This is a genomic window from Marinobacter sp., from assembly GCF_052094685.1.
GTDB lineage: Bacteria > Pseudomonadota > Gammaproteobacteria > Pseudomonadales > Oleiphilaceae > Marinobacter.
The window spans coordinates 51335-71578 of record NZ_JBQDKB010000004.1; the positions used below are offsets into that span (position 1 = coordinate 51335).

Here is a 20244-nt window from a genome sequence, read left to right on the forward strand (position 1 = left end):
GGGGAGCTTAAAGCTCCCCGTTTTTGTTTATGACTAACATCACATATTAAGCAGTCGGTATCGGCAGGCCGCCTACCCAATCCAGCCGATCTCGCAACGCAACCACGTGGCCAACTATAACGAGCGTGGGTGCCTGCACCTTTTCCTCGCTTACCCGTAGCACAATCGTTTCTAAATTACCGGTAACCACTTGCTGATCCCGGGTTGTACCTTTAGAAATCAACGCCACCGGCATGTCTGGCGCCATGCCGTGTGATACCAATTGCTCGCAGATAATCGGCAAGCCAACCAGCCCCATATAAAACACCAGTGTTTGGTTGTTCTGGACAAAGTCCTTCCAGGGCAAATCGCAGGTGTTGTTTTTTAGATGACCAGTTACAAACCGTACGGACTGGGCGTAATCACGGTGGGTCAAGGGAATACCCGCATAAGCCGCACAACCGGAGGCTGCCGTAATGCCCGGCACTACCTGAAATCGTATGCCAGCCGCAGCCAGAGTTTCAATTTCTTCACCACCACGGCCAAATATAAACGGGTCCCCACCCTTCAGCCGAACCACTTTATAACCTTCTTTCGCCAGATCCACCAACCGCTGATTGATCTGATCCTGCGGTAACGCGTGGTTAGCCCGCTCTTTTCCCACATGGATCATTTCAGCTGCTTCGGGAATCAGTGCAAGAATGTCCGGTGATACCAACCGGTCATAAAGCACCACCTCTGCCGACGTAATAAGGCGCCAAGCCTTCAGTGTAAGCAGTTCCGGATCGCCTGGGCCGGCCCCCACAAGCGCCACCTCTCCCGCGGAGCTGTTCGGGTTTGAAGTAACCGGGTTAGCCCTGTAGCGAACCGGCGCGGGTGTTACGCCAACGCCCGCGCCTACGACTTGTTGGGCCCTATTTGTCATTGAATACGCTCAATACCGCCCATGTAAGGCTTGAGCACATCGGGTACAAGAATACTGCCGTCAGCCTGCTGATAGTTTTCCATAACGGCCACCAAAGCACGGCCTACCGCTAGGCCAGAACCGTTCAGGGTATGTACCGGCTCTGGCTTGCCTGTTTCCGGGTTGCGCCAGCGCGCAGACATACGGCGAGCCTGAAAATCCCGAGTGTTAGAGCAGGACGAGATTTCCCGGAACTTATTCTGCCCCGGTAGCCAGACTTCGAAGTCATAGGTTTTTGCAGCAGAAAAGCCCATATCGCCGCCGCACAGGGCTACCACCCGATACGGAAGCTCAAGCAGTTGAAGAACTTTTTCAGCGTGCCCGGTCAATGCTTCCAGCGCCGCATCTGAGTCTTCAGGGCGAACCACCTGTACCAACTCAACCTTGTCGAACTGGTGCTGGCGAATCATGCCGCGAGTGTCACGACCGTAAGATCCAGCCTCACTACGGAAACAAGGCGTATGGCACACCATTTTCATGGGCAGTTCTGCAGCATCAAGAATGGTATCTGAAACCAGGTTGGTAACCGGCACTTCCGCCGTTGGGATCAAATAAAGCGGGTGCTCTCCCTGCATCTTGAACAGGTCTTCCTCAAACTTCGGCAGTTGGCCGGTGCCATACAGCGCATCCGCATTTACCAAGTAAGGCACATAGGTTTCGGAATAACCGTGTTCATCGGTGTGCAGGTTTAGCATAAATTGCGCGAGTGCACGGTGCAGGCGCGCCACCTGCCCTCGCATCACCGCAAATCGTGAGTGGGCAAGTTGCGTGGCAGTTTCGAAATCCAGTCCACCAAGGGCATCACCCAGTTCCACGTGATCTTTTGGCTCGAAATCAAAGGATCTAGGCGTACCCCAGGTACGAACTTCAACGTTGTCGTCCTCGCTGTCACCCGTGGTTACGCTATCGTCCGGTAGGTTGGGAATACCTGCAAGAAAGTTGTTGAGCTCTTCTTGCAAGGTGCGCAATTCTTCTTCAGCTTCCGACTTACGGGATTTCAGGCTCTCCACTTCGTCCAGTAACGGCTGAATGTCTTCGCCAGCAGCCTTGGCTTTACCAATGGACTTCGACTTTTTGTTCTGCTCGCCCTGAAGGGTCTCCGTGCTTACCTGAATGGCTCGGCGGCGCTCTTCAAGTTTCTCAAAGGCGGCAATGTCAAAAACGAAGTTTTTGATGGCCAGCCGTCGGGCGATCTCTTCAGTCTGGTTACGGACGAGTTTGGGATCGAGCATGGTTATCCTGGATTTTCCGGTTTTCGATGTATGTAAATTAATTCGCCATTATACCTGTGCCAACGCTGGTGGCTAGCGCTGACGGGCTACCTTGCAGCGAGCTCAGGTATGGCGTTTTCTGGGGCTTTGTTCATTAAGGGCATCCAGCCGCTGGCGCTTTTCGGAGAGCTTGATCTCTAAACCACGGTTGACTGGCTCATAGTACCTGCGCTGGTGGATGGCGTCGGGCAGGTAGGATTCTCCAGCGGCAAATGCATCCGGTTCATGGTGCGCATAACGATAGGAATCGCCGTGCCCCATGCTTTTCAGCAGCTTTGTGGGCGCATTACGCAAGTGCACGGGAACCTCGTAATCCGGATCCGTCCGTATATCTGCCATGCACTGGTTGAACGCCTTGTAAACCGCGTCGCTTTTCGGCGCAAGCGCAAGATACGTTACGGCCTGAGCCAAGGCCAGCTCACCTTCAGGGCTCCCCAACCGTTCTTGGGCAAACCAGGCATCCATACTCAGCTGCAGAGCGCGGGGATCGGCGTTGCCAATATCCTCACTCGCAATGCGCACCAAACGGCGAACGACGTACAAAGGGTCGCACCCACCATCAAGCATACGGCACAACCAGTACAGCGAGCCATCTGGATCGGAGCCCCTGACGGATTTATGCAAGGCTGAGATTTGGTCGTAAAAAACGTCTCCGCCCTTATCAAAACGCCGCAAGCTGGTTTGCATCACCTGCTCAAGATGCTCCGGGTTAACTCGGTTTTTACCGTCGCTGTCTGGCTCCGCCAAATCGGCAGAAATCTCAAGAATGTTCAGCGCTCGCCTGGCATCGCCACCAGATGCCGATGCCATCACATTCAGCACCTCGTCAGACACTGCAAGTTGGCCGCTAAAGCCATCCTCTGACGTCAAAGCCCGGCTGAGCATGCGGAGAATATCAGCTTCTTCGAGATTTTTGAGCACATACACACGGGTACGGGAGAGCAAAGCGCTGTTGAGTTCGAAGGAGGGGTTTTCAGTGGTAGCACCGACAAAAATGAAGGTGCCATCTTCAATGTGTGGCAGAAATGCATCCTGCTGGCTCTTGTTGAACCTGTGCACCTCGTCCACAAACAATAGCGTGTCTTGGCCTTGAGACTGCTTGCGGTTGCGCGCTCGCTCAACAATCGCGCGAATGTCCTTAACGCCACTTAAAACCGCAGAAACCGTCTCAAAACTGAGATCACCAACGCTCGCCAAAAGTCTTGCAAAAGTGGTTTTACCAACCCCCGGCGGGCCCCAGAGAATCATAGAGTGGAGTTGCCCCTGCTCCACGGCTCTACGGAGCGGCTTCCCCGGCCCTACGAGGTGCATCTGCCCCACATAGTCCTCAAGGGATTCCGGGCGCATACGCGCCGCTAGAGGCCGGAACCCGACCTGCTCTGTGAACAGGTTATTCTGCATTTCAGCCTTCGTCTCGGATTACGTCAACGTCCTCCGGGTACTCAAGCGCAAAGGCACTCTCGTCGACGGGGTCGTTAAGCTGAATGTGATCAAAGCTCAACACGCTAAGCTGTGAAAGAGAATCCTGCATACGCATCTCCTGAAGCTCCTCCTTGAAGAACGTCAGCCGCAAAGACACGAACAGCGAATCTTCGCTTTTCGGTTCCAGTGTAAATTCCTGGGTATCATCGTTAACCTGACGACTGGACACCCGGTAGGTTTCCTCCAAGTTATCAACCTCTCCACTTAGCAGCAGTGCAGGCGTGGTCTGAACCCGATCGTCCAAGTTGTGTACGGTGACCTGCTCCAAGTCTGGATCATAGACTTCAACACTGCTCCCATTACTGACGACAAACTGCGACATGGGCGCACGGGTTTCCCAGTAAAATAGACCCGGCCGCTTGGCCTTCAGGGAGCCGCGGGTTTCCTGAACCTTGTTGCCGCTGTCGTTTACCACAATTTGAATAAAGTCAGCTTGGTAGGTTTCATAGCTTGTTAGCATAGTAGCCAATTCTTCCGCCGAATCCTGGTTGTCGGCGGCCATCAATGAGCTGCTGAACAAAAGGGCGGCAACCACAGCCAATACAGGCTTTAGGGAAAACTGTTGCATAAGATACGACTCCTAATCTCTCGGTGGGGGCGGCGCCAACACTTCACGGCCACCGTTGTGGCCCGCTGAACTGACAACACCCGATGCTTCCATGGCCTCAACAATGTTGGCCGCCCGGTTATAACCTATCTTGAATTTTCGCTGAACGGAGGAAATCGATACACGGCGACCTTCTGTTACAAAGGCTACTGCCTCGTCGAACAACGCATCGCCTTCGCTATCCCCGCCTTCCGTTAACGTGGGAACGCCGGGCAAGTTTTCACCTTCTGCACCGTTAAGAACACCGTCCACATAAACAGGCTCGCCTCTGGCTTTCCAGGCGCTTACCACCCGATGAACCTCGTCGTCATCCACAAACGCGCCATGCACACGTACTGGGAGTCCTGAGCCGGGAGGTAAATAGAGCATGTCGCCATGACCAAGAAGTTGTTCGGCGCCACCTTGATCCAGCACCGTGCGCGAATCAATTTTGGACGACACTTGGAACGACATACGGGTAGGAATGTTGGCCTTGATAAGGCCAGTGATTACATCCACCGAAGGCCGCTGAGTGGCGAGAATCAAATGAATGCCGGCCGCCCTCGCCTTCTGGGCAATCCGCGCGATCAATTCTTCCACTTTTTTCCCGACAATCATCATCATGTCGGCAAATTCGTCAATAACCACTACGATAAACGGCAACGTCTCAAGTTCTGGGCGTTCCTGTTCATCGTTTGCCAGATACTCATCCGGCTTCCATAAGGGATCCAGAAGAGGCTCCCCTGCTTCTGCTGCGTCTTTTACTTTACGGTTGTACCCAGCCACGTTACGAACGCCCAAGCTGGCCATCAAGCGATACCTTCGCTCCATTTCAGCCACGCACCAACGCAAGGCATTGGCGGCATCTTTCATGTCGGTAACAACCGGCGTCAGCAAGTGCGGAATGCCATCGTAAATGCTTAGTTCAAGCATTTTCGGGTCGACCATGATGAAGCGGACTTCGTCCGGCCCCGCCTTCAACAACATGCTTATCAGCATGGCGTTGACACCCACAGACTTACCAGAGCCAGTGGTGCCGGCGACCAGCAGGTGGGGCATTTTTGACAGGTTGGCAACCATAGGGTTGCCGCCTATGTCATTGCCCAGAGCCATGGTCAGGGCCGAACTGGATTCGGTGAACACTCTTGCGCTTAAAACTTCGCTGAGGCGAACGATTTCGCGCTTCTCGTTTGGAATTTCGATGCCCACCACAGACTTGCCCGGAATAACTTCCACAACCCTGACACTGAGCACCGCCAGTGAACGAGCCAGATCCTTGGCCAGATTGGAAATCTTGCTGACCTTAACACCGGCGGCCGGCTTGATTTCAAAACGAGTAATAACCGGGCCGGGGTTTACCTCGACCACCTCAACAGATACGCCGAAATCACCTAGCTTTTCCTCAAGCAGGCGTGACATGTGCTCCAGCGCTTCTTCCGAGTACCCGCTTTCTTTGTGCTCTTCTGGCGGATCCAGCAGCGAAATGGGTGGAATCGGGCTTTCTATGTCTTCAAGCAGAGACGGTTGAGAGCTTTTTCCGTTGCTTGCCTGGGGTGTTTGATCGTCCTTCTTAAACGGCGATATCTTCAGGGAGCGCCCGCCTATCGACGCAGCTTTTGGCTTGTCCTGCCTATGCGGTTGCTTTCGGGTTTTTGCCGGCGTCTCTTCACGGGAGCTGAAGCTTTCTAGTCTCGCGGGCTCCGATTCTTCACTAGCAGAAAAACCTTCAAAGCCTGGCTCCAGCCGCTCACCCATTGGCGCTTTTGGTTTGGCTGCCTTTCGCGAACCAAACATAGAAATCTTGCGCCACCAGCGTGTTCCAGACTGCTCATGTTCGGCAACAGAGGGCTGAGCCTTTGCAGCATCGGTTTTCTGCGCTGGTGCAGAGCTGGGCTCCGAGGCTGTTTTGGTTTTGTCAGATGTCGCAAACCTTTTCAGTGTTTGCCCCAAGCGAAGAGTGTGCCCGCCCAACTGATCCATGAGCCAGAACCAGGAGAGCCCAACGGTAACCGTCAGGGCGAAGAGAAATATGGCTATAAGCAGCAACGTGGTTGCCGGAAGGTTGAAAAATCGCACCATGGCATCCGCAACGGCGGTTCCAAGCACTCCGCCCGATGAGGCGGCTAGACCAAATACAGAATAAAGCGACAGAAGGCTGGTAGCGGACAACAGAATCAGCAAAAACCCGCCAAACCGCATCAGGAACAATGGCCAGTGTAAATCCAGAGAATCGTTTCGAAGGCGGATTAACATAATGGCGTAGCCCGCCACCATCATTGGGAACAGATAAGCGACATGGCCGAAGAAGTCCCTCAGCAGGCTTGCGAGCCAAGCACCAGAGCGGCCAGCTGAATTAAGCACGCTGGTTTCATGGCCGATGCTGGCCCAACCCGGGTCAGCAGGATTGAACGTCACAAGAGCCATGGTCAGGTAAATACAAAGAGCTATAAGCCCAATCACCGCACCTTCGCGCGCACCCTGTGCGGCAAAGCGGCGAAAGCGCAGTTGCTTCTCTGTCAGTTCCTGTGTTGATTTCTTCGCTTTTGCAGTTTCGGCCATGAATGCTCAAACGTTAAGTGTTACTTGCGTTCTGAAGCACCTGAAAACCTCTGTACAAGTCTGTTTTCAGATCTTCGACTGCTTCTATGCCCACCGAGAGACGTATCAAATTTTCAGTTATGCCAGCTCTGGACTTGTCTTCTGGAGACAATCGCCCATGGGTTGTGGTCGCTGGATGGGTAATCGTAGTTTTTACATCGCCCAGGTTTGCCGTAATAGATATCATTCGGGTTGCATCGATAAAGTTCCAGGCTTCTTCACGACCGCCCTTGAGGCAAAACGACAACACCCCACCAAAGCCTTTCTGCTGTTTTTTTGCAAGCACGTGCTGGGGATGGCTTTCAAGCCCTGCGTAATACACCCGCTCCACTTCCGGTTGCTGCTCCAACCACGTCGCCAACTCTAACGCATTGTCGCAGTGAGCTCGCATACGGATTGGTAAGGTTTCCAAGCCTTTATGGAAGACCCAAGCATTAAACGGGCTCATGGTGGGCCCTGCAGACCTCAGGAAACCATAAACCTCATCCATGTGCTTGTGCGGACCAACAACAACACCGCCCACACAGCGGCCCTGGCCATCCAGGTATTTAGTTGCAGAGTGAATCACGATATCTGCACCATGCTCCAGAGGGCGCTGCAGCACAGGCGTGCAGAAACAGTTGTCCACGACGAACAAAGCGCCGCTGTCGTGAGCCAGTTTTGCCAACCCCGCCATATCGGCCACCTCACAAAGCGGGTTCGACGGTGTCTCAATGAACAGCATACGGGTGCTTGAACGTATGGCCAATGCCCATTCTTTGGTTTCCGTAAGGCTTACAAATGTTGTTTCAACGCCAAATTTGGCCATGTATTTCTGGAACAGCACATTGGTAGTACCAAAAACCCCACGGGAGCAAATCACATGATCTCCGCTTTTCAGCAGCGCCATACACGTGCTGAGAATAGCAGCCATGCCCGATGAGGTTGCGACAGCGCGCTCGCCTCCCTCCATGGCAGCAATACGACCCTCAAATGCCTGAACCGTGGGATTGGTAAAACGAGAGTAGATGTTACCCGCCTCTTCGCCCCCGAAACGTGCCGCTGCCTGAGCCGCACTGCCGTATACAAAACTGGAGGTGGGGAAAATCGCATCACTGTGCTCAAGTTGGCCAGTGCGGATCTGCCCTGCCCTCACCGCCAGAGTATCCAGAGACATACCGTCGAGATCAGATTCGGGAATCTGGATGGTTTCTTCGCGGTGAAAAGTCATGAGCGTCTCCTGGTATGACTCAGTCTTCGTCGTTGTAGAGATCAATAATGCCATTTTCAGTTGAGGCAGCATTTCCCGACCCAGACCGTTTCATGTCATTACGTGCGTCATCGAGACGCTCGAGATACGCGGCATCAATATCGCCCGTTACATAGTCACCGGTAAACACCGAGCACTCCCAGCCTTCTATGCCGTCATTCACATCGCTAACACAGGTAACCAAATCCTCAAGATCCTGGTAGAGCAGCCAATCGGCTCCGATCAAATCGCGGATTTCCTCAACGGATCTCTCGTGAGCAATCAGCTCTTTGGCCGATGGCATATCAATACCATATACGTTTGGGTAACGAACCGGAGGCGCTGCAGATGCGAAGTACACATTGCGGGCGCCGGCATCCCGCGCCATCTGCACAATTTCCTTGCAGGTGGTACCCCGAACAATGGAGTCGTCCACCAACATGACGTTTTTACCCCGGAACTCCAAATCAATCGGGTTCAGTTTTTGGCGCACAGATTTTTTACGCATGGTTTGGCCAGGCATTATGAAGGTGCGGCCTATGTAGCGGTTTTTGATGAACCCTTCGCGGAATTTCAAGCCTAGCCGATGGGCCATTTGCATGGCGGATGTCCGGCTGGTATCAGGAATCGGCATAACCACATCAATATCGTGATCCGGACGTTCCCGCAGCACTTTATCAGCCAGGGTTTCACCCATGCGCAGCCGAGCTTTGTATACGGAAACCCCATCCATAATTGAATCTGGCCGGGCAAAATAAACATGCTCAAAAATACAGGGGTAAAGATGTGAGGTGGGCGCACACTGCTGCGTGTATAAGGTGCCGTCAGTTTCAATGTAAACGGCTTCCCCTGGGGCAATGTCTCTAACCAAGGTATAACCCGCAGCGCTAAGGGCCACACTCTCAGAAGCAATCATGTATTCCTTACGCCCGCACTCGGCAGTGCGCTCACCATAGCAAACGGGACGAATCCCGTTGGGGTCACGGAAGCCAACAATACCGTGCCCTGTCACCATGGCAATAACTGCGTAGGCACCGCGACAGCGTTGATGAACGGCGCTAACGGCTGAAAAAATCTCATCTTTTGTAGGATCAAGCTTGCCCAGTTTCTGAAGTTCGTGGGCAAACACGTTCAGCAGCACTTCCGAATCTGAGTTGGTATTGATATGACGCAGATCGGTACGGAATAAATCCCGGCTCAGTTCATCAGCGTTGGTTAAATTGCCATTATGAGCCAACGTAATACCGTAAGGACTGTTTACGTAAAAAGGCTGGGACTCTGCAGAACTGGCACTTCCTGCTGTTGGGTAACGGACATGACCGATGCCTACATTGCCCACCAAGCGATGCATGTGGCGGGTATGGAATACGTCACGAACCAGACCATTGTCCTTGCGCAGGTAAAAGCGCTCATCCTGAAAGGTAACAATGCCCGCCGCATCCTGGCCTCGGTGCTGAAGTACAGTCAGCGCATCATAAAGCGCTTGATTGACGTTGGAAGTACTGACGATGCCGACAATGCCACACATGGATAAGGTAATCTCCGGGTGTTAATTCTGAATGTTAACGAGATGTGGTCGTGGGTTCCACGACCTTTTGAGAATCTGGCTCTAGAAAACGGGCGAACTCGTCGCCGAATGTTCGCCTGGACCAATCTTCAACCACCGCAAGACGGTCTATCATGACGGACGTCCTCCACCAGGTATCCTGAGCCAGAGGGGTGTAACGGATAAAAGCAATCGCAACAATGACAACTACAATGCCACGCAGAAGGCCGAACCCCATGCCCAGTACTCTATCAGTCGCTGAGAGTCCCGTAGCACGGACAAGATGCCCGATCATATTGTTGATGATTGCGCCGACAATGAGTGTTCCAAAAAAGAGAATGGCGAACGCGGCTATCAGTCGCACAAGCGGCGTTTCAACAGTGCTCTCAAGCAAAGCCTGCATCTGAGGGTGAAAGGTGCGGGCAAGGATGAACGCGCCCACCCAAGTCACTAAAGACAGCGCCTCTTTTACGAAGCCCCGCTTAAGACTGATGAGAGTGGAAACTGTGATGAGGGCAATGATGACCCAGTCAATCCAGATCAGCGCGTCCATGGAAATCCCGGTGGAGAAAAGGAAGCGCGAATTCTATCAGGAAACCCGGGCTCGCCAAACAGCCAGAGTGATATAAAGCAGGTTAAAAGCCCTATTTGTCGCCGGAAGTGACCAGACTGTTCAGACTGAAAGCTTCATCCAGTGCGCGCTTGGCCGCTTCTGCCTTGGATTTCTCAGCGAAAGGACCGCTAAAAACCCGCGTAAGGGTGTTGTCACCACGAACGACTTCCTGAAGATGGGAGCTATAACCCTTTTCACGAACACTATCCCGGAGGCGTCGAGCGTTGTCGCCATTACCAAAACTACCCAATTGCACAATCCAGGCGCCCTCAAGAGACCGAGTAAACTCAGCATTTTCCTGCTCGGTGCTCTCCGCGGGTTCCGGTTTTCCCGGGGCTGCTGAAGGAGAAGGCTCTGGCTGGGGAGGTTCTGGCTGAGAGGCCGCCGGCGCTGCAACTTCAGGTGTGGTATTGCCGGGCTGTGCTGGCGCAGGCTGAGCAGCTGGCTCATCATTTTCCAGAATGCGAAAGTCCTGACTAGTTGAGTCTGAGCTCGCAGTTTGATCTTTCTGATATGAGGGTGTCGGCGCTATATCCGATTCCGGCGCCTCCACTTCCGGGAAAGGCGGCTCTTCGGGAATATTGATCGAGGTGGAGGTTCGTTCTGAGTGAGGCTCATCAAAAACCATAGGAACAAAGATAACGGCCAGTGAAATCAGCACCAGCGCCCCAATTATTCTCTGCTTTAGTCCATCCACGTTACTCGGCTCCCCGTTCATTTTTGCTGAGTCATACTAACTGCCCACCCGCCATAACTCAAAGCTCTGCAACCCGCTATGGACAAAGTTTAAGGCAAGATAACCTCATGCTTCCAGCAGCAGCGAGCGCGCTTGCGCAACGGTAAAAAATGAACCAAAAACAATCACAATGTCATTGTTAGTCGCATCGATTTTTGCTGCTGCAATGGCATTGGCTACTGAATCATAAGCGCCTACCTGCGTTAACGCGCAAGACTCAAGCTTTACCTTCAAAGATTCAGAACTTAAGCCCCGCGGCACATCCAACCCTGCCAAGTACCAGTGATCAACTACCGGAGCCATGGCCGTGGCCACGCCTTTCGCATCCTTATCACCAAGTGCCGCATACACTGCGCGAACTTTCCGGCCACCTTCCTTCAGGGTTTTGAGTCGTGCAGAAAGCCAGGTGGCAGCATGTGGATTATGACCCACATCGACATACAAGTCGGGCTCTCGCTCAAGGCGCTCAAAGCGCCCCGGTACACTTACCTGCGCTATAGCGGCCTCCAGGGCGGGCACCTCCATATCCGGTTCAAGCGTACGCATAGCCATAACCGCAGCCGCCACGCTCTGAACCGGCAAAGGCCCAGCCGGCAGCCTGACAACCCACCCCTGACTCTCCAGAGAAACAGACACTTCACCACCGGCAGCCACCCTCTCACGGATGGTGTAGTCCTGCCCTGCTCTAACTAACGCTACTTTCTGAGCGGCAGCCTGCTGAAGCACGGAGCTTGGCGGATCCATATCAGCAACAATGGCCGGTATGCCGGGGCGAAGTATGCCGGCTTTTTCAAACCCAATGACTTCACGGTTGTCGCCCAAAAAAGCCACATGATCGATATCAACAGACGTAATAATTGCAAGATCGGGATCTATCACATTAACCGCATCAAGTCGGCCGCCAAGGCCAACCTCAAGAATCCAGTCCTGCACACCGGACTCCGCAAGAGCAACAAACGCTGCCAGAGTGCCAAACTCAAAATAGGTAAGAGTTACCGAGCCACGAGCAGCCTCTACTTTCTCGAAGGCGGAGATAAGTGTCGCGTCGTTCACATCTTTGCCGTCAATACGAATACGTTCGTTGTAGGTCTGAAGATGCGGAGACGTCAAGGCGCCGGTGCGTCGCCCGGCCGCCTGCAGAAGCGTCTCAAGGGTGCCAACCGTACTGCCCTTGCCGTTGGTGCCACCGATCGTTATCACCCGCGCTGCTGGTTTGTGTCGGAACAGCCGGCGCAGCACCACAAGAACCCGGTCAAGCCCGAGATCAATTTCCGTAGGGTGGATCGATTCTAGCCAAGACAGCCATTCATCAAGAGTGGCGCCAGCCCCCGCTGCTTGCGGGGGCTGAGATATTTCCTTACTCGGTGGGAGTGTCAACGTCTGGTTTTTCCGTTATTTCAAATTCGATGGGTTCGTCCGTGCCCGGCGAATCCTGGCCGGTAAACTTCGCCAATACGTGGGCAATACGCTCACGCATTTGGTGTCGGTGCTGGATCATGTCGATCGCGCCGTGCTCCAGCAGAAACTCACTGCGCTGGAATCCTTCAGGCAATTTTTCACGAACCGTCTGCTCAATAACCCGGGGCCCTGCAAAACCGATCAAGGCATTGGGTTCGGCAATGTTGAGGTCGCCCAGCATCGCAAGACTGGCAGATACACCACCAAACACCGGATCTGTCATCACGGAAATGTAGGGTATGCCCTCTTGCTTCATGCGTTCAAGTACAGCTGCAGTTTTAGACATCTGCATCAGCGAAAGTATCGCTTCCTGCATCCGAGCGCCACCACTGGCAGAAAAACAGACCAGAGGAATACGCTCTGCTAGCGCCACATTGGCAGCCTGCACGAACTTTTCCCCAACAACCTGCCCCATAGAGCCGCCCATAAACCCGAACTCGAACGCACAAGCCACCAGCGGAACGCCTAAGGTTTTGCCTTTCTTGGCCACCAGCGCGTCTTTCTCACCCGTGGACTTCTGAGCTTGGGTGAGGCGATCCTTATAGCGTTTGGTGTCCTTAAATTTCAGCCGATCCCAAGGTTCAAGATCTTCGCCAATTTCTTCCCGGCCATCTTCATCAAGGAAAATGTCGAGACGACGGCGGGCATCAACCCTCAGGTGATGATTACACTTGGGGCAAACATCGAGGTTTTTCTCCAGCTCCGGCTTGTAGAGAAAGGCACCACACTTTGGACACTTTTTCCAAAGCCCTTCAGGCACGCCTGTTCTGCGATTGGATTCCGAGCGAATTTTGCCCGGCATTATCTTGTCCAGCCAGTTACTCATGGTTTTATCCTGTCCTTTGATTCCAGCCTACCCTTACCTTTCGGGTCAGGAAGCCAGGCTGTCCAGTGCTTCACGCATCGGGTTGAGCAGATCCGTCAGTGCCCGTTTAAGCGCTTCGATGTCTGCCTGATTTTTGGCTATTGTATCGACTAACACGCTGCCAACAATTACACCATCGGATACCCGTCCCACCGCTGCGGCTGTCTCTGCATCGCGAATACCAAAGCCAACACCCACAGGCAAAGCCGTCAAATCATGAATGTGCGCCACTTTGGCAGCGACTTCATCCACGTTTATTTTGGCAGCTCCGGTCACGCCGTTAAATGAAACATAGTACACATATCCCGAAGAGTGATCGGCAATTGCACGAATTCTCTCATCGGTGGTGGTTGGCGCCAGCAAGAAAATAGGGTCCAACCCTCTCTGGGAGAACAACGGCGCAACGTCATCGGCCTCTTCCGGTGGCAGATCCACGGTAAGAACACCATCTACGCCCGCTGTTATGGCCGCATCGGCAAAAGCTTCGTAACCCATGGCTTCAATGGGGTTAAGATAGCCCATCAATACCACTGGGGTTGTGTTATTGGTTTCTCGGAACTCGCTTACCATCGCCAAAACACGACGCAACGAGGTACCGTGCGTGAGCGCCCTCTCACAGGCCAACTGAATCACCGGGCCATCGGCCATAGGATCAGAAAACGGCACGCCCAACTCAATGATATCTACACCTGCATCAACCATGCTATGCATTAGGCCCACCGTATGGTCGGGGTGGGGATCACCGGCGGTAATAAACGGAATAAGTGCCTTCCGGCCTTGTCCTTTGAGGTTTTTTAAAACCCCTTCAATTCGGCTCATGCCTGCTCCTGTCTATTGTTCAAAGTTCGATACCATCTAATTGCGCAATGGTATGAATGTCTTTGTCACCGCGACCAGATATATTGATGACAACCACCTGGTCTTTACCCATGGTAGCTGCAAGTTTGACCGCATAAGCGACCGCGTGGGAGGTTTCCAGCGCTGGCATAATACCTTCAACCAGGGTGAGCATGCGGAAAGCATCGAGCGCCTCTTCGTCGGTTACCGACACATAATTGGCGCGACCAATATCCTTCAGCCAGCTGTGCTCAGGCCCCACTCCCGGGTAATCCAGGCCGGCGCTCACAGAGTGCGTACTCGAAATCTGGCCGTTTTCATCTTCCATCAAATAGGTTCGGTTGCCGTGCAGCACACCCGGGCGACCGGCACACAGAGGCGCGGCATGTTCTCCGGTCTCAATACCTAATCCGCCGGCTTCCACGCCGTAGAGTTGCACAGATTCGTCTGTCAGGAACGGGTAAAAAAGGCCAAGGGCGTTAGAGCCGCCACCTACACAGGCAACCAACGCATCCGGTAGTTTACCGGCTTGTTTCAGTGACTGTTCGCGGGCCTCACGGCCAATAACTGACTGAAAATCACGAACAAGCAACGGATAAGGGTGTGGCCCTGCGACGGTTCCAATGATGTAAAACGTGTCATCAACATTGCTCACCCAATCACGCATGGCCTCGTTCATGGCATCTTTTAGCGTGCGGCTTCCGCTTTCAACTGCATGCACCTCAGCCCCAAGAAGCTTCATGCGATATACGTTCAACGATTGGCGCTGCACGTCTTCCGCGCCCATAAAAACATGGCACTCAAGGCCAAGTCGGGCACACACGGTGGCCGTAGCAACACCGTGTTGCCCTGCGCCCGTTTCGGCAATGATCCGCTTCTTACCCAAAAAACTGGCAAGCAGGGCCTGACCAATGGTGTTGTTTACCTTGTGAGCGCCCGTGTGGTTAAGGTCTTCTCGCTTTAGCCAGATCTGCGCACCACCAGTTTCGCGAGTCAATCGCTCAGCAAAATACAGCGGGCTGGGGCGACCAACATAATCTGCAAGATCTTTATCAAACGTCGCCTGAAACTCTGGATCCTTCTTTAATCGAAGGTACTCTTTTTCCAGAGTCATCAGGGAGTCCATCAGCGTTTCGGAAACAAATCGTCCGCCAAAGGCACCAAAATGCCCCCGATCATCCGGCAGTGCAGCGAGCATTTCTTCAGTTAGTTTTACAGACACTGTGAGCCTCTCTAATAAAGTCAGAAATTTTTTCGATGTCTTTGATGCCTTTGCTTTTTTCAACACCACCGCTGACATCAACAGCCCAAGGCTTCACCTTCTCGATAGCAAGGGCAACGTTAGCAGATGACAACCCACCGGCCAATATAAGAGGCAAGGAGCGCTCCGAAGGGATCAAGTCCCAGTTAAACGAGTTGCCTGTGCCTCCATACTGATTGGGGTGCCAGGCATCTACTAACAAACCCGAAGCGAGATGGTAATCACTCAGAGCCTGTTCAATTTGTTCAGATTTTTGAACCCTCACAGCTTTAATCCAGCGCCGGCCAAACTGGCTGCAAAACTCTGGGGTCTCATCGCCGTGGAACTGAAGTAGATCAATGGGAATACGATCAAGAACGTCCCTAACCTGCTCTTTCGATGGGTTCACAAACAGCCCAACCACTGATACAAACGCTGGGACATGCCGGGCAAGAACCTCAGCCTGCCCAACAGTGACCGAACGGGGACTAGGCTCGTAAAACACAAAGCCCACGGCGTCTGCACCCTTAGTAACGGCGGCTTTCACATCCTCAACACGGGTCAAGCCACAAATTTTGATGCGCGTATTCATGGTGCCTGTACCGGTTTTTGTTTCTGATGAATATACGTTGGATACACCGGGCTATTTTCTGTTTTGCTGAACCAAGGCCTCAGAAAAGCAGGGCCGCACTCAGCGGCTGGTATGGGAATGCCTTCCGGATAACCCACATCCACCAGATACAAACCATGGGGCGGCGCCGTCACGCCAGCAAGAGTACGATCTTTCGCAGCCAGTATGTCATGAATCCAGGATAACGACTGCTTTCCCGTACCGACTGCCATCAGAGCCCCAGCAATATTACGAACCATGTGGTGCAAAAAAGCATTAGCCTGCACATCTATTACGACAAAGTGGCCTTTTCGGGTTACGTGTATCTGCTCAAGAAAGCGAACCGGCGTTCGGGATTGACACCCGGCCGCACGAAATGATGAAAAATCATGTTCGCCAACAAGAGTTTGAGCTGCTTTATGCATTCGATCTGCATCCAACTCCCGAAACGTCCAGCTTACCTGCCCACGTTGAATGCCCGGCCTTACCGGATTGTTGTAAATAACGTAGCGATATCGCCGGTAGATTGCAGAAAAACGGGCATGAAAATCATCACTGCCGTTACCTGCCCAGTGCACAGAAATGTCAAACGGTAGAGCGGTGTTAATGCCCATAACCCACGAGCGCAGGCTTCGAATGGACGGCGTCTCAAAATGGGCAACCTGATAACTTGCGTGCACCCTAGCATCGGTACGCCCAGCGCAAACAAGATCGACCGGATGGTCAGCAACTTTTGATACGGCCTTGGTCAGCTCTGCCTCAACAGAGCGCACTCCCGATTTCTGTAACTGCCAGCCATGAAACTCACGACCGTCGTATTCGAAAGCCAGGGCAACCCGACCGCCACCGATGACATTATTCGTTGTGAGTTCCTGGGGGTAGAGAAACACGTGTGAATCCGAAAAGTATGTTGCTGTAAAAGCAAAACGCCGGCTTAGTGCCAGGATATTCCCCAGCGGCCGGCGTTTGCTGACTCGATAATCCAATTATAACGGATTAGGACAGGTTTTTAAGCAGATCCTGTGCTTCGGTTTTCTGCTCCCCATCTCCCTCGAGGGCAACTTCTTCAAGAATGTCACGAGCGCCGTCACTGTCACCCATCTCGATATAAGCCCTTGCAAGATCAAGCTTGGTCGCTGCTTCGTCTGTTCCCGCGAGGAAATCAAAATCATCATCGTCACCAAGATCGCTTTCATCGATTTCAGCAACGGGTGACTTCAGAGTTTCATCCCGAACTTCATCAGAGGCAACTGGCAGATCTTCCAAATCGTCGAACTCCCGCTCCAGGCTTGCCTCGTCGTTCTCATCTGTCAGATCGACTTCACTGAGACTATCTTCAAGCTCCAGCTCATCGTCCAAAGACAACCCGTCGTCCTCTAGGCTGACATCTGAGGGATCCGTGGATTCCGAGAACTCTTCCATAAGGGCTAGATCTTCATCGGATACATCCAGCTCCAAATCGTCAAGAGCAGACTCCTCCAGGTCAGAGTCTCCAAACTCATCATTTTCACCGGCAACCTTGTCTAGCTCTGCATCCAATTCGTCCAAAAAGGACTCATCAAGAGAATCAAGATCCGTGCTTTCAATGTCTGACCGAGACTCCAGTACGTCATTAGAAGCCAATCCAGTGGAATCTTCGAGCGACTCAAACGCATCTTCAAATGATTCTTCATTCGAATCTTCGAGAGTGCTCTCGGCAGTATTCTCAAAAGACGTCTCGCGCGAATACTCAAGCGGTTCCTCAACCTCAGGATCGTCCAGATCTATTTCCAATGAGGAGAAATCGCTTTCCTCTTCAAAAGCATCTTCCCCTGCCTCGTCTTTGGCATCCGGAAGCTCAAGCCCGGACAAATCGTATTCGATCAGGCCGTCACTGCTCTCGTCGTCTTCCTTGTCGTCTTCAGGTGGTTGATCTGTCTCGTCTAGCGCATCAAGACCGAAATTCGTTTCGTCTGCACCAAATTCACTCTCAACCGGCTCAGACTTTTCAGGCGCAAAGTCGTCGGAAACACTGGCTTCGTCCCTAAAGGATCCTGAGCGGAGCTGTGATTCAAGATCATCGATGCTTGGCATTGATTCGGCCTCTTCAAGACGGGCACGAAGATCACTCGCCTGAGCAATTGCATCTTCGTCGTCTAAAGCCTGAATTTCGCCAAACTGTTTCTCGAATGAGTCACGATCCTGGTTATCTGCATAAACACCAAGCAGCTTCAGTCGGAGATCGGTACGACTTGGCTCACGGGAAATAGCGGTTTCCAAAACCTCACCAGCCTGATCGTAGCGACCATAAGCCATATAGGCGTCGGCTTCTTCAAGCGCATCACCAGCTACGCCCTGCTCAGGTTCATCGTCGTCGAGGCTCAGATCAAAAGCGTCGTTATCAGGCCCTTCAGTTTCGCTATTCAATTGCTCATAAAAGGCTTTCTCGCGGTTTGCATTGCGACGCGCAAGCAACAACAGAAGCAACAAAAGGAGAACGAGCCCGCCACCCAAGGCAACCTGATAAATCGTATTGCCGGTAATGGCATCAATTAAGTTGCTCGGAAAGCCCTTTTCGGCGACAGGTTGAGGCTGTGCCTCAGGCTCGCTTTGTGGGGGCTGGTCTGATGTCTCGGCACCTGCAACCGGTTGCGCTTCGGGTGCTGCGCCTTCAGGCTCAGCTGCCCCGGCGTTGTCTTCGGCGGCTTCCGCTTGTGTAACGTCTGACTGGCCGGTGGATACGCTCTGCTCGGCATCCTGGTCAGCCGGCTCGGACGATTGCTCAGCAGGATCACCCGGGCTTCCAGCTTCTCCATCAGCCGGTTCAGAATTGGCTGTACCTTCTTGGTCAGCTTGGCCAACTTCAGCAGTTTGACTAGCTTCAGCAGCGGGATCAGTCGCACCAGCAACGGTTCCACTCTGATCCGGCGTGGCGTCAGCACTACCAGCAGTCGCTGGCGCTTCTTGGGCTGCGGCATCGTTAGCTGCAGCGCCTTGCTGGACATCTGCAAGCTGGTTGTTTTTCAGTTCAAGTAAACGCTGCAGCGTCTTAACCTGATCCTGAAGATCGTCAACCCGGGTGTTGAGCTCGTCGTTTTCGCGGCGAGCGCTTTCTAGCTCTTCCATGGCCACGGCTTTACCCGCATCTACACCACCGGCCAACTGACCATCACCACCGGCAGAACCACCCTCAGCCTCGTTCCTGCCACCTTCATTGTCGGCAACCAAGAGCTTGAGCTCATCACCGCTCGCTGCAGTATCCCCAGCGCCCGTGTTCTTTGGCTGCGGGGCTGCTGCAGTGGCATCCACGGTGCGCTTGGGCTGTTGAAATTCCTGATTCTGCTGCGCAACCGTCTGGGTTGCCTCAGCACGACTACGACTACGGATCTGATCTGCAGTCGGAACACGCAGTACCTGCCCGCGCTTAAGCCGGTTGATGTTATTGCCAATAAACGCATCCGGATTCAGATCCTGCAATGCCAACATGACTTGCTGCATTGAAAGGCTGTTATCCGGTCGAACAGAAGACGCGATAGTCCAGAGAGTATCAGACGGCCCTGTAGGCCCGAACGTATCTGATTGATAACCACTACTACGTGACTGATCTACCCTGGCCTGTCGACGAACCGACTCAGTGCTGCGGGTGGAAGAAGCTGATTGTGACTGAGCCGCCGGAGCGCTAGATGGCGCACGCACTGACTCTGAAACGCCGGAATCTTCGGCGTAAACCGGGGGATCTACCAAAACAGCATATTCGCGCATCAACCGACCATTAGGCCAAGTCAACTCCAGTAGAAAGTTTAGGTACGGCTCCCTCAGTGGTTCACGTGAGGAGACATTCACCACCAGACTGCCATTGGCACGGGTCGTTACGTCAAAACGAAGTTTTCCAAGAAATTGGTTCCGTTCCAGGCCAAGCCGCTGATAAGCCCTTTCTGGAGCTATGTTCACAAACACATCACCAGGATCTATACCCTGGCTTTGTGGCAGAACAATTTCCGCGTCCATTGGCTCATTCAGATAGGACTGTAGTTCAATTTCTCCCAACCCGAGAGCGTGAGCGACGCCGGATCCGAGCCCTCCCGCCAGAGCCAGTGCAACCGCAAGCTTGCGTACCTTCATGCTTTTTCCTTTCCAGTCTCCGTTATCCGCGACTGTTGTCTAAACAGAATCGGACGAGGTGGGATGACTTCCGTCTGGATAATTCTGGATTAATATGTCGCGTCTTTAATTTTCAGTCCGGCAAGTATTG

The 20244-nt window shown here is 53.2% G+C and carries 15 protein-coding genes and 1 pseudogene; all 16 read right to left on the minus strand.

Going from position 1 to position 20244, the window contains the following annotated elements:
• Positions 1–46: 46 nt before the first annotated feature.
• Positions 47–805: pseudogene (cobA, locus tag ACTH3S_RS01715) on the minus strand (uroporphyrinogen-III C-methyltransferase); the annotation flags it as partial.
• A 95-nt stretch (positions 806–900) separates the two neighbouring features.
• A complete protein-coding gene (serS, locus tag ACTH3S_RS01720; RefSeq protein ID WP_441807294.1) occupies positions 901–2175 on the minus strand; it encodes a serine--tRNA ligase in 1275 nt (424 codons plus the stop codon).
• 102 nt (positions 2176–2277) lie between these two features.
• Positions 2278–3615 carry a replication-associated recombination protein A gene (locus ACTH3S_RS01725; RefSeq protein ID WP_441807295.1) on the minus strand — a complete coding sequence of 446 codons (1338 nt, stop codon included), beginning with the start codon at positions 3613–3615 and terminating at the stop codon, positions 2278–2280.
• 1 nt (position 3616) lies between these two features.
• Positions 3617–4264: an outer membrane lipoprotein chaperone LolA gene (gene lolA / locus ACTH3S_RS01730; protein ID WP_441807296.1), complete on the minus strand. Its 648-nt coding sequence runs from the start codon at positions 4262–4264 to the stop codon at positions 3617–3619.
• Between the two features lie 12 nt (positions 4265–4276).
• Entirely contained in the window at positions 4277–6841 is a 2565-nt protein-coding gene (locus tag ACTH3S_RS01735; protein ID WP_441807297.1) for a DNA translocase FtsK, read from the minus strand.
• 13 nt (positions 6842–6854) lie between these two features.
• On the minus strand, positions 6855–8090 hold the full coding sequence (locus tag ACTH3S_RS01740; protein WP_441807298.1) for an O-succinylhomoserine sulfhydrylase: 1236 nt from the start codon (positions 8088–8090) through the stop codon (positions 6855–6857).
• 19 nt (positions 8091–8109) lie between these two features.
• Complete coding sequence (gene purF / locus ACTH3S_RS01745; RefSeq protein ID WP_441807299.1) at positions 8110–9636, minus strand: amidophosphoribosyltransferase; 1527 nt, start codon at positions 9634–9636, stop codon at positions 8110–8112.
• Between the two features lie 34 nt (positions 9637–9670).
• Positions 9671–10207: a CvpA family protein gene (locus ACTH3S_RS01750; protein ID WP_441807300.1), complete on the minus strand. Its 537-nt coding sequence runs from the start codon at positions 10205–10207 to the stop codon at positions 9671–9673.
• A 91-nt stretch (positions 10208–10298) separates the two neighbouring features.
• Positions 10299–10964 (minus strand): SPOR domain-containing protein, encoded by a 666-nt coding sequence (locus tag ACTH3S_RS01755; RefSeq protein ID WP_441807301.1) that lies wholly within the window; start codon positions 10962–10964, stop codon positions 10299–10301.
• A gap of 105 nt (positions 10965–11069) precedes the next feature.
• Positions 11070–12380 (minus strand): bifunctional tetrahydrofolate synthase/dihydrofolate synthase, encoded by a 1311-nt coding sequence (gene folC / locus ACTH3S_RS01760; protein WP_441807302.1) that lies wholly within the window; start codon positions 12378–12380, stop codon positions 11070–11072.
• The gene (gene accD, locus ACTH3S_RS01765) at positions 12361–13287 is read right to left on the minus strand and encodes an acetyl-CoA carboxylase, carboxyltransferase subunit beta (protein WP_441807303.1); all 927 of its coding nucleotides are present in this window, start codon (positions 13285–13287) and stop codon (positions 12361–12363) included. The genes folC and accD overlap by 20 nt, the downstream gene beginning before the upstream one ends.
• Before the next feature lie 45 nt (positions 13288–13332).
• Entirely contained in the window at positions 13333–14145 is an 813-nt protein-coding gene (gene trpA, locus ACTH3S_RS01770; protein ID WP_441807304.1) for a tryptophan synthase subunit alpha, read from the minus strand.
• A 19-nt stretch (positions 14146–14164) separates the two neighbouring features.
• On the minus strand, positions 14165–15361 hold the full coding sequence (gene trpB, locus ACTH3S_RS01775; RefSeq protein WP_441807328.1) for a tryptophan synthase subunit beta: 1197 nt from the start codon (positions 15359–15361) through the stop codon (positions 14165–14167).
• A gap of 4 nt (positions 15362–15365) precedes the next feature.
• Positions 15366–15995 carry a phosphoribosylanthranilate isomerase gene (locus tag ACTH3S_RS01780; protein WP_441807305.1) on the minus strand — a complete coding sequence of 210 codons (630 nt, stop codon included), beginning with the start codon at positions 15993–15995 and terminating at the stop codon, positions 15366–15368.
• Positions 15992–16903: a tRNA pseudouridine(38-40) synthase TruA gene (truA, locus tag ACTH3S_RS01785; RefSeq protein WP_441807306.1), complete on the minus strand. Its 912-nt coding sequence runs from the start codon at positions 16901–16903 to the stop codon at positions 15992–15994. Before truA ends, ACTH3S_RS01780 begins: the two co-directional genes overlap by 4 nt.
• 106 nt (positions 16904–17009) lie before the next feature.
• Positions 17010–20114, minus strand: coding sequence for a FimV/HubP family polar landmark protein (locus ACTH3S_RS01790; RefSeq protein ID WP_441807307.1), 3105 nt, complete (start codon positions 20112–20114; stop codon positions 17010–17012).
• Between the last annotated feature and the right edge of the window lie 130 nt (positions 20115–20244).

Coding starts and splice junctions, on each gene's coding strand:
- trpB (WP_441807328.1), bottom strand. CDS start 15,361: ATGCTCGCTGCACTGCCGGATGATCGGGGGCATTTTGGTGCCTTTGGC.
- ACTH3S_RS01780 (WP_441807305.1), bottom strand. CDS start 15,995: ATGAATACGCGCATCAAAATTTGTGGCTTGACCCGTGTTGAGGATGTG.
- ACTH3S_RS01735 (WP_441807297.1), bottom strand. CDS start 6,841: ATGGCCGAAACTGCAAAAGCGAAGAAATCAACACAGGAACTGACAGAG.
- ACTH3S_RS01725 (WP_441807295.1), bottom strand. CDS start 3,615: ATGCAGAATAACCTGTTCACAGAGCAGGTCGGGTTCCGGCCTCTAGCG.
- accD (WP_441807303.1), bottom strand. CDS start 13,287: ATGAGTAACTGGCTGGACAAGATAATGCCGGGCAAAATTCGCTCGGAA.
- ACTH3S_RS01790 (WP_441807307.1), bottom strand. CDS start 20,114: ATGAAGGTACGCAAGCTTGCGGTTGCACTGGCTCTGGCGGGAGGGCTC.
- trpA (WP_441807304.1), bottom strand. CDS start 14,145: ATGAGCCGAATTGAAGGGGTTTTAAAAAACCTCAAAGGACAAGGCCGG.
- lolA (WP_441807296.1), bottom strand. CDS start 4,264: ATGCAACAGTTTTCCCTAAAGCCTGTATTGGCTGTGGTTGCCGCCCTT.
- ACTH3S_RS01750 (WP_441807300.1), bottom strand. CDS start 10,207: ATGGACGCGCTGATCTGGATTGACTGGGTCATCATTGCCCTCATCACA.
- ACTH3S_RS01740 (WP_441807298.1), bottom strand. CDS start 8,090: ATGACTTTTCACCGCGAAGAAACCATCCAGATTCCCGAATCTGATCTC.
- purF (WP_441807299.1), bottom strand. CDS start 9,636: ATGTGTGGCATTGTCGGCATCGTCAGTACTTCCAACGTCAATCAAGCG.
- serS (WP_441807294.1), bottom strand. CDS start 2,175: ATGCTCGATCCCAAACTCGTCCGTAACCAGACTGAAGAGATCGCCCGA.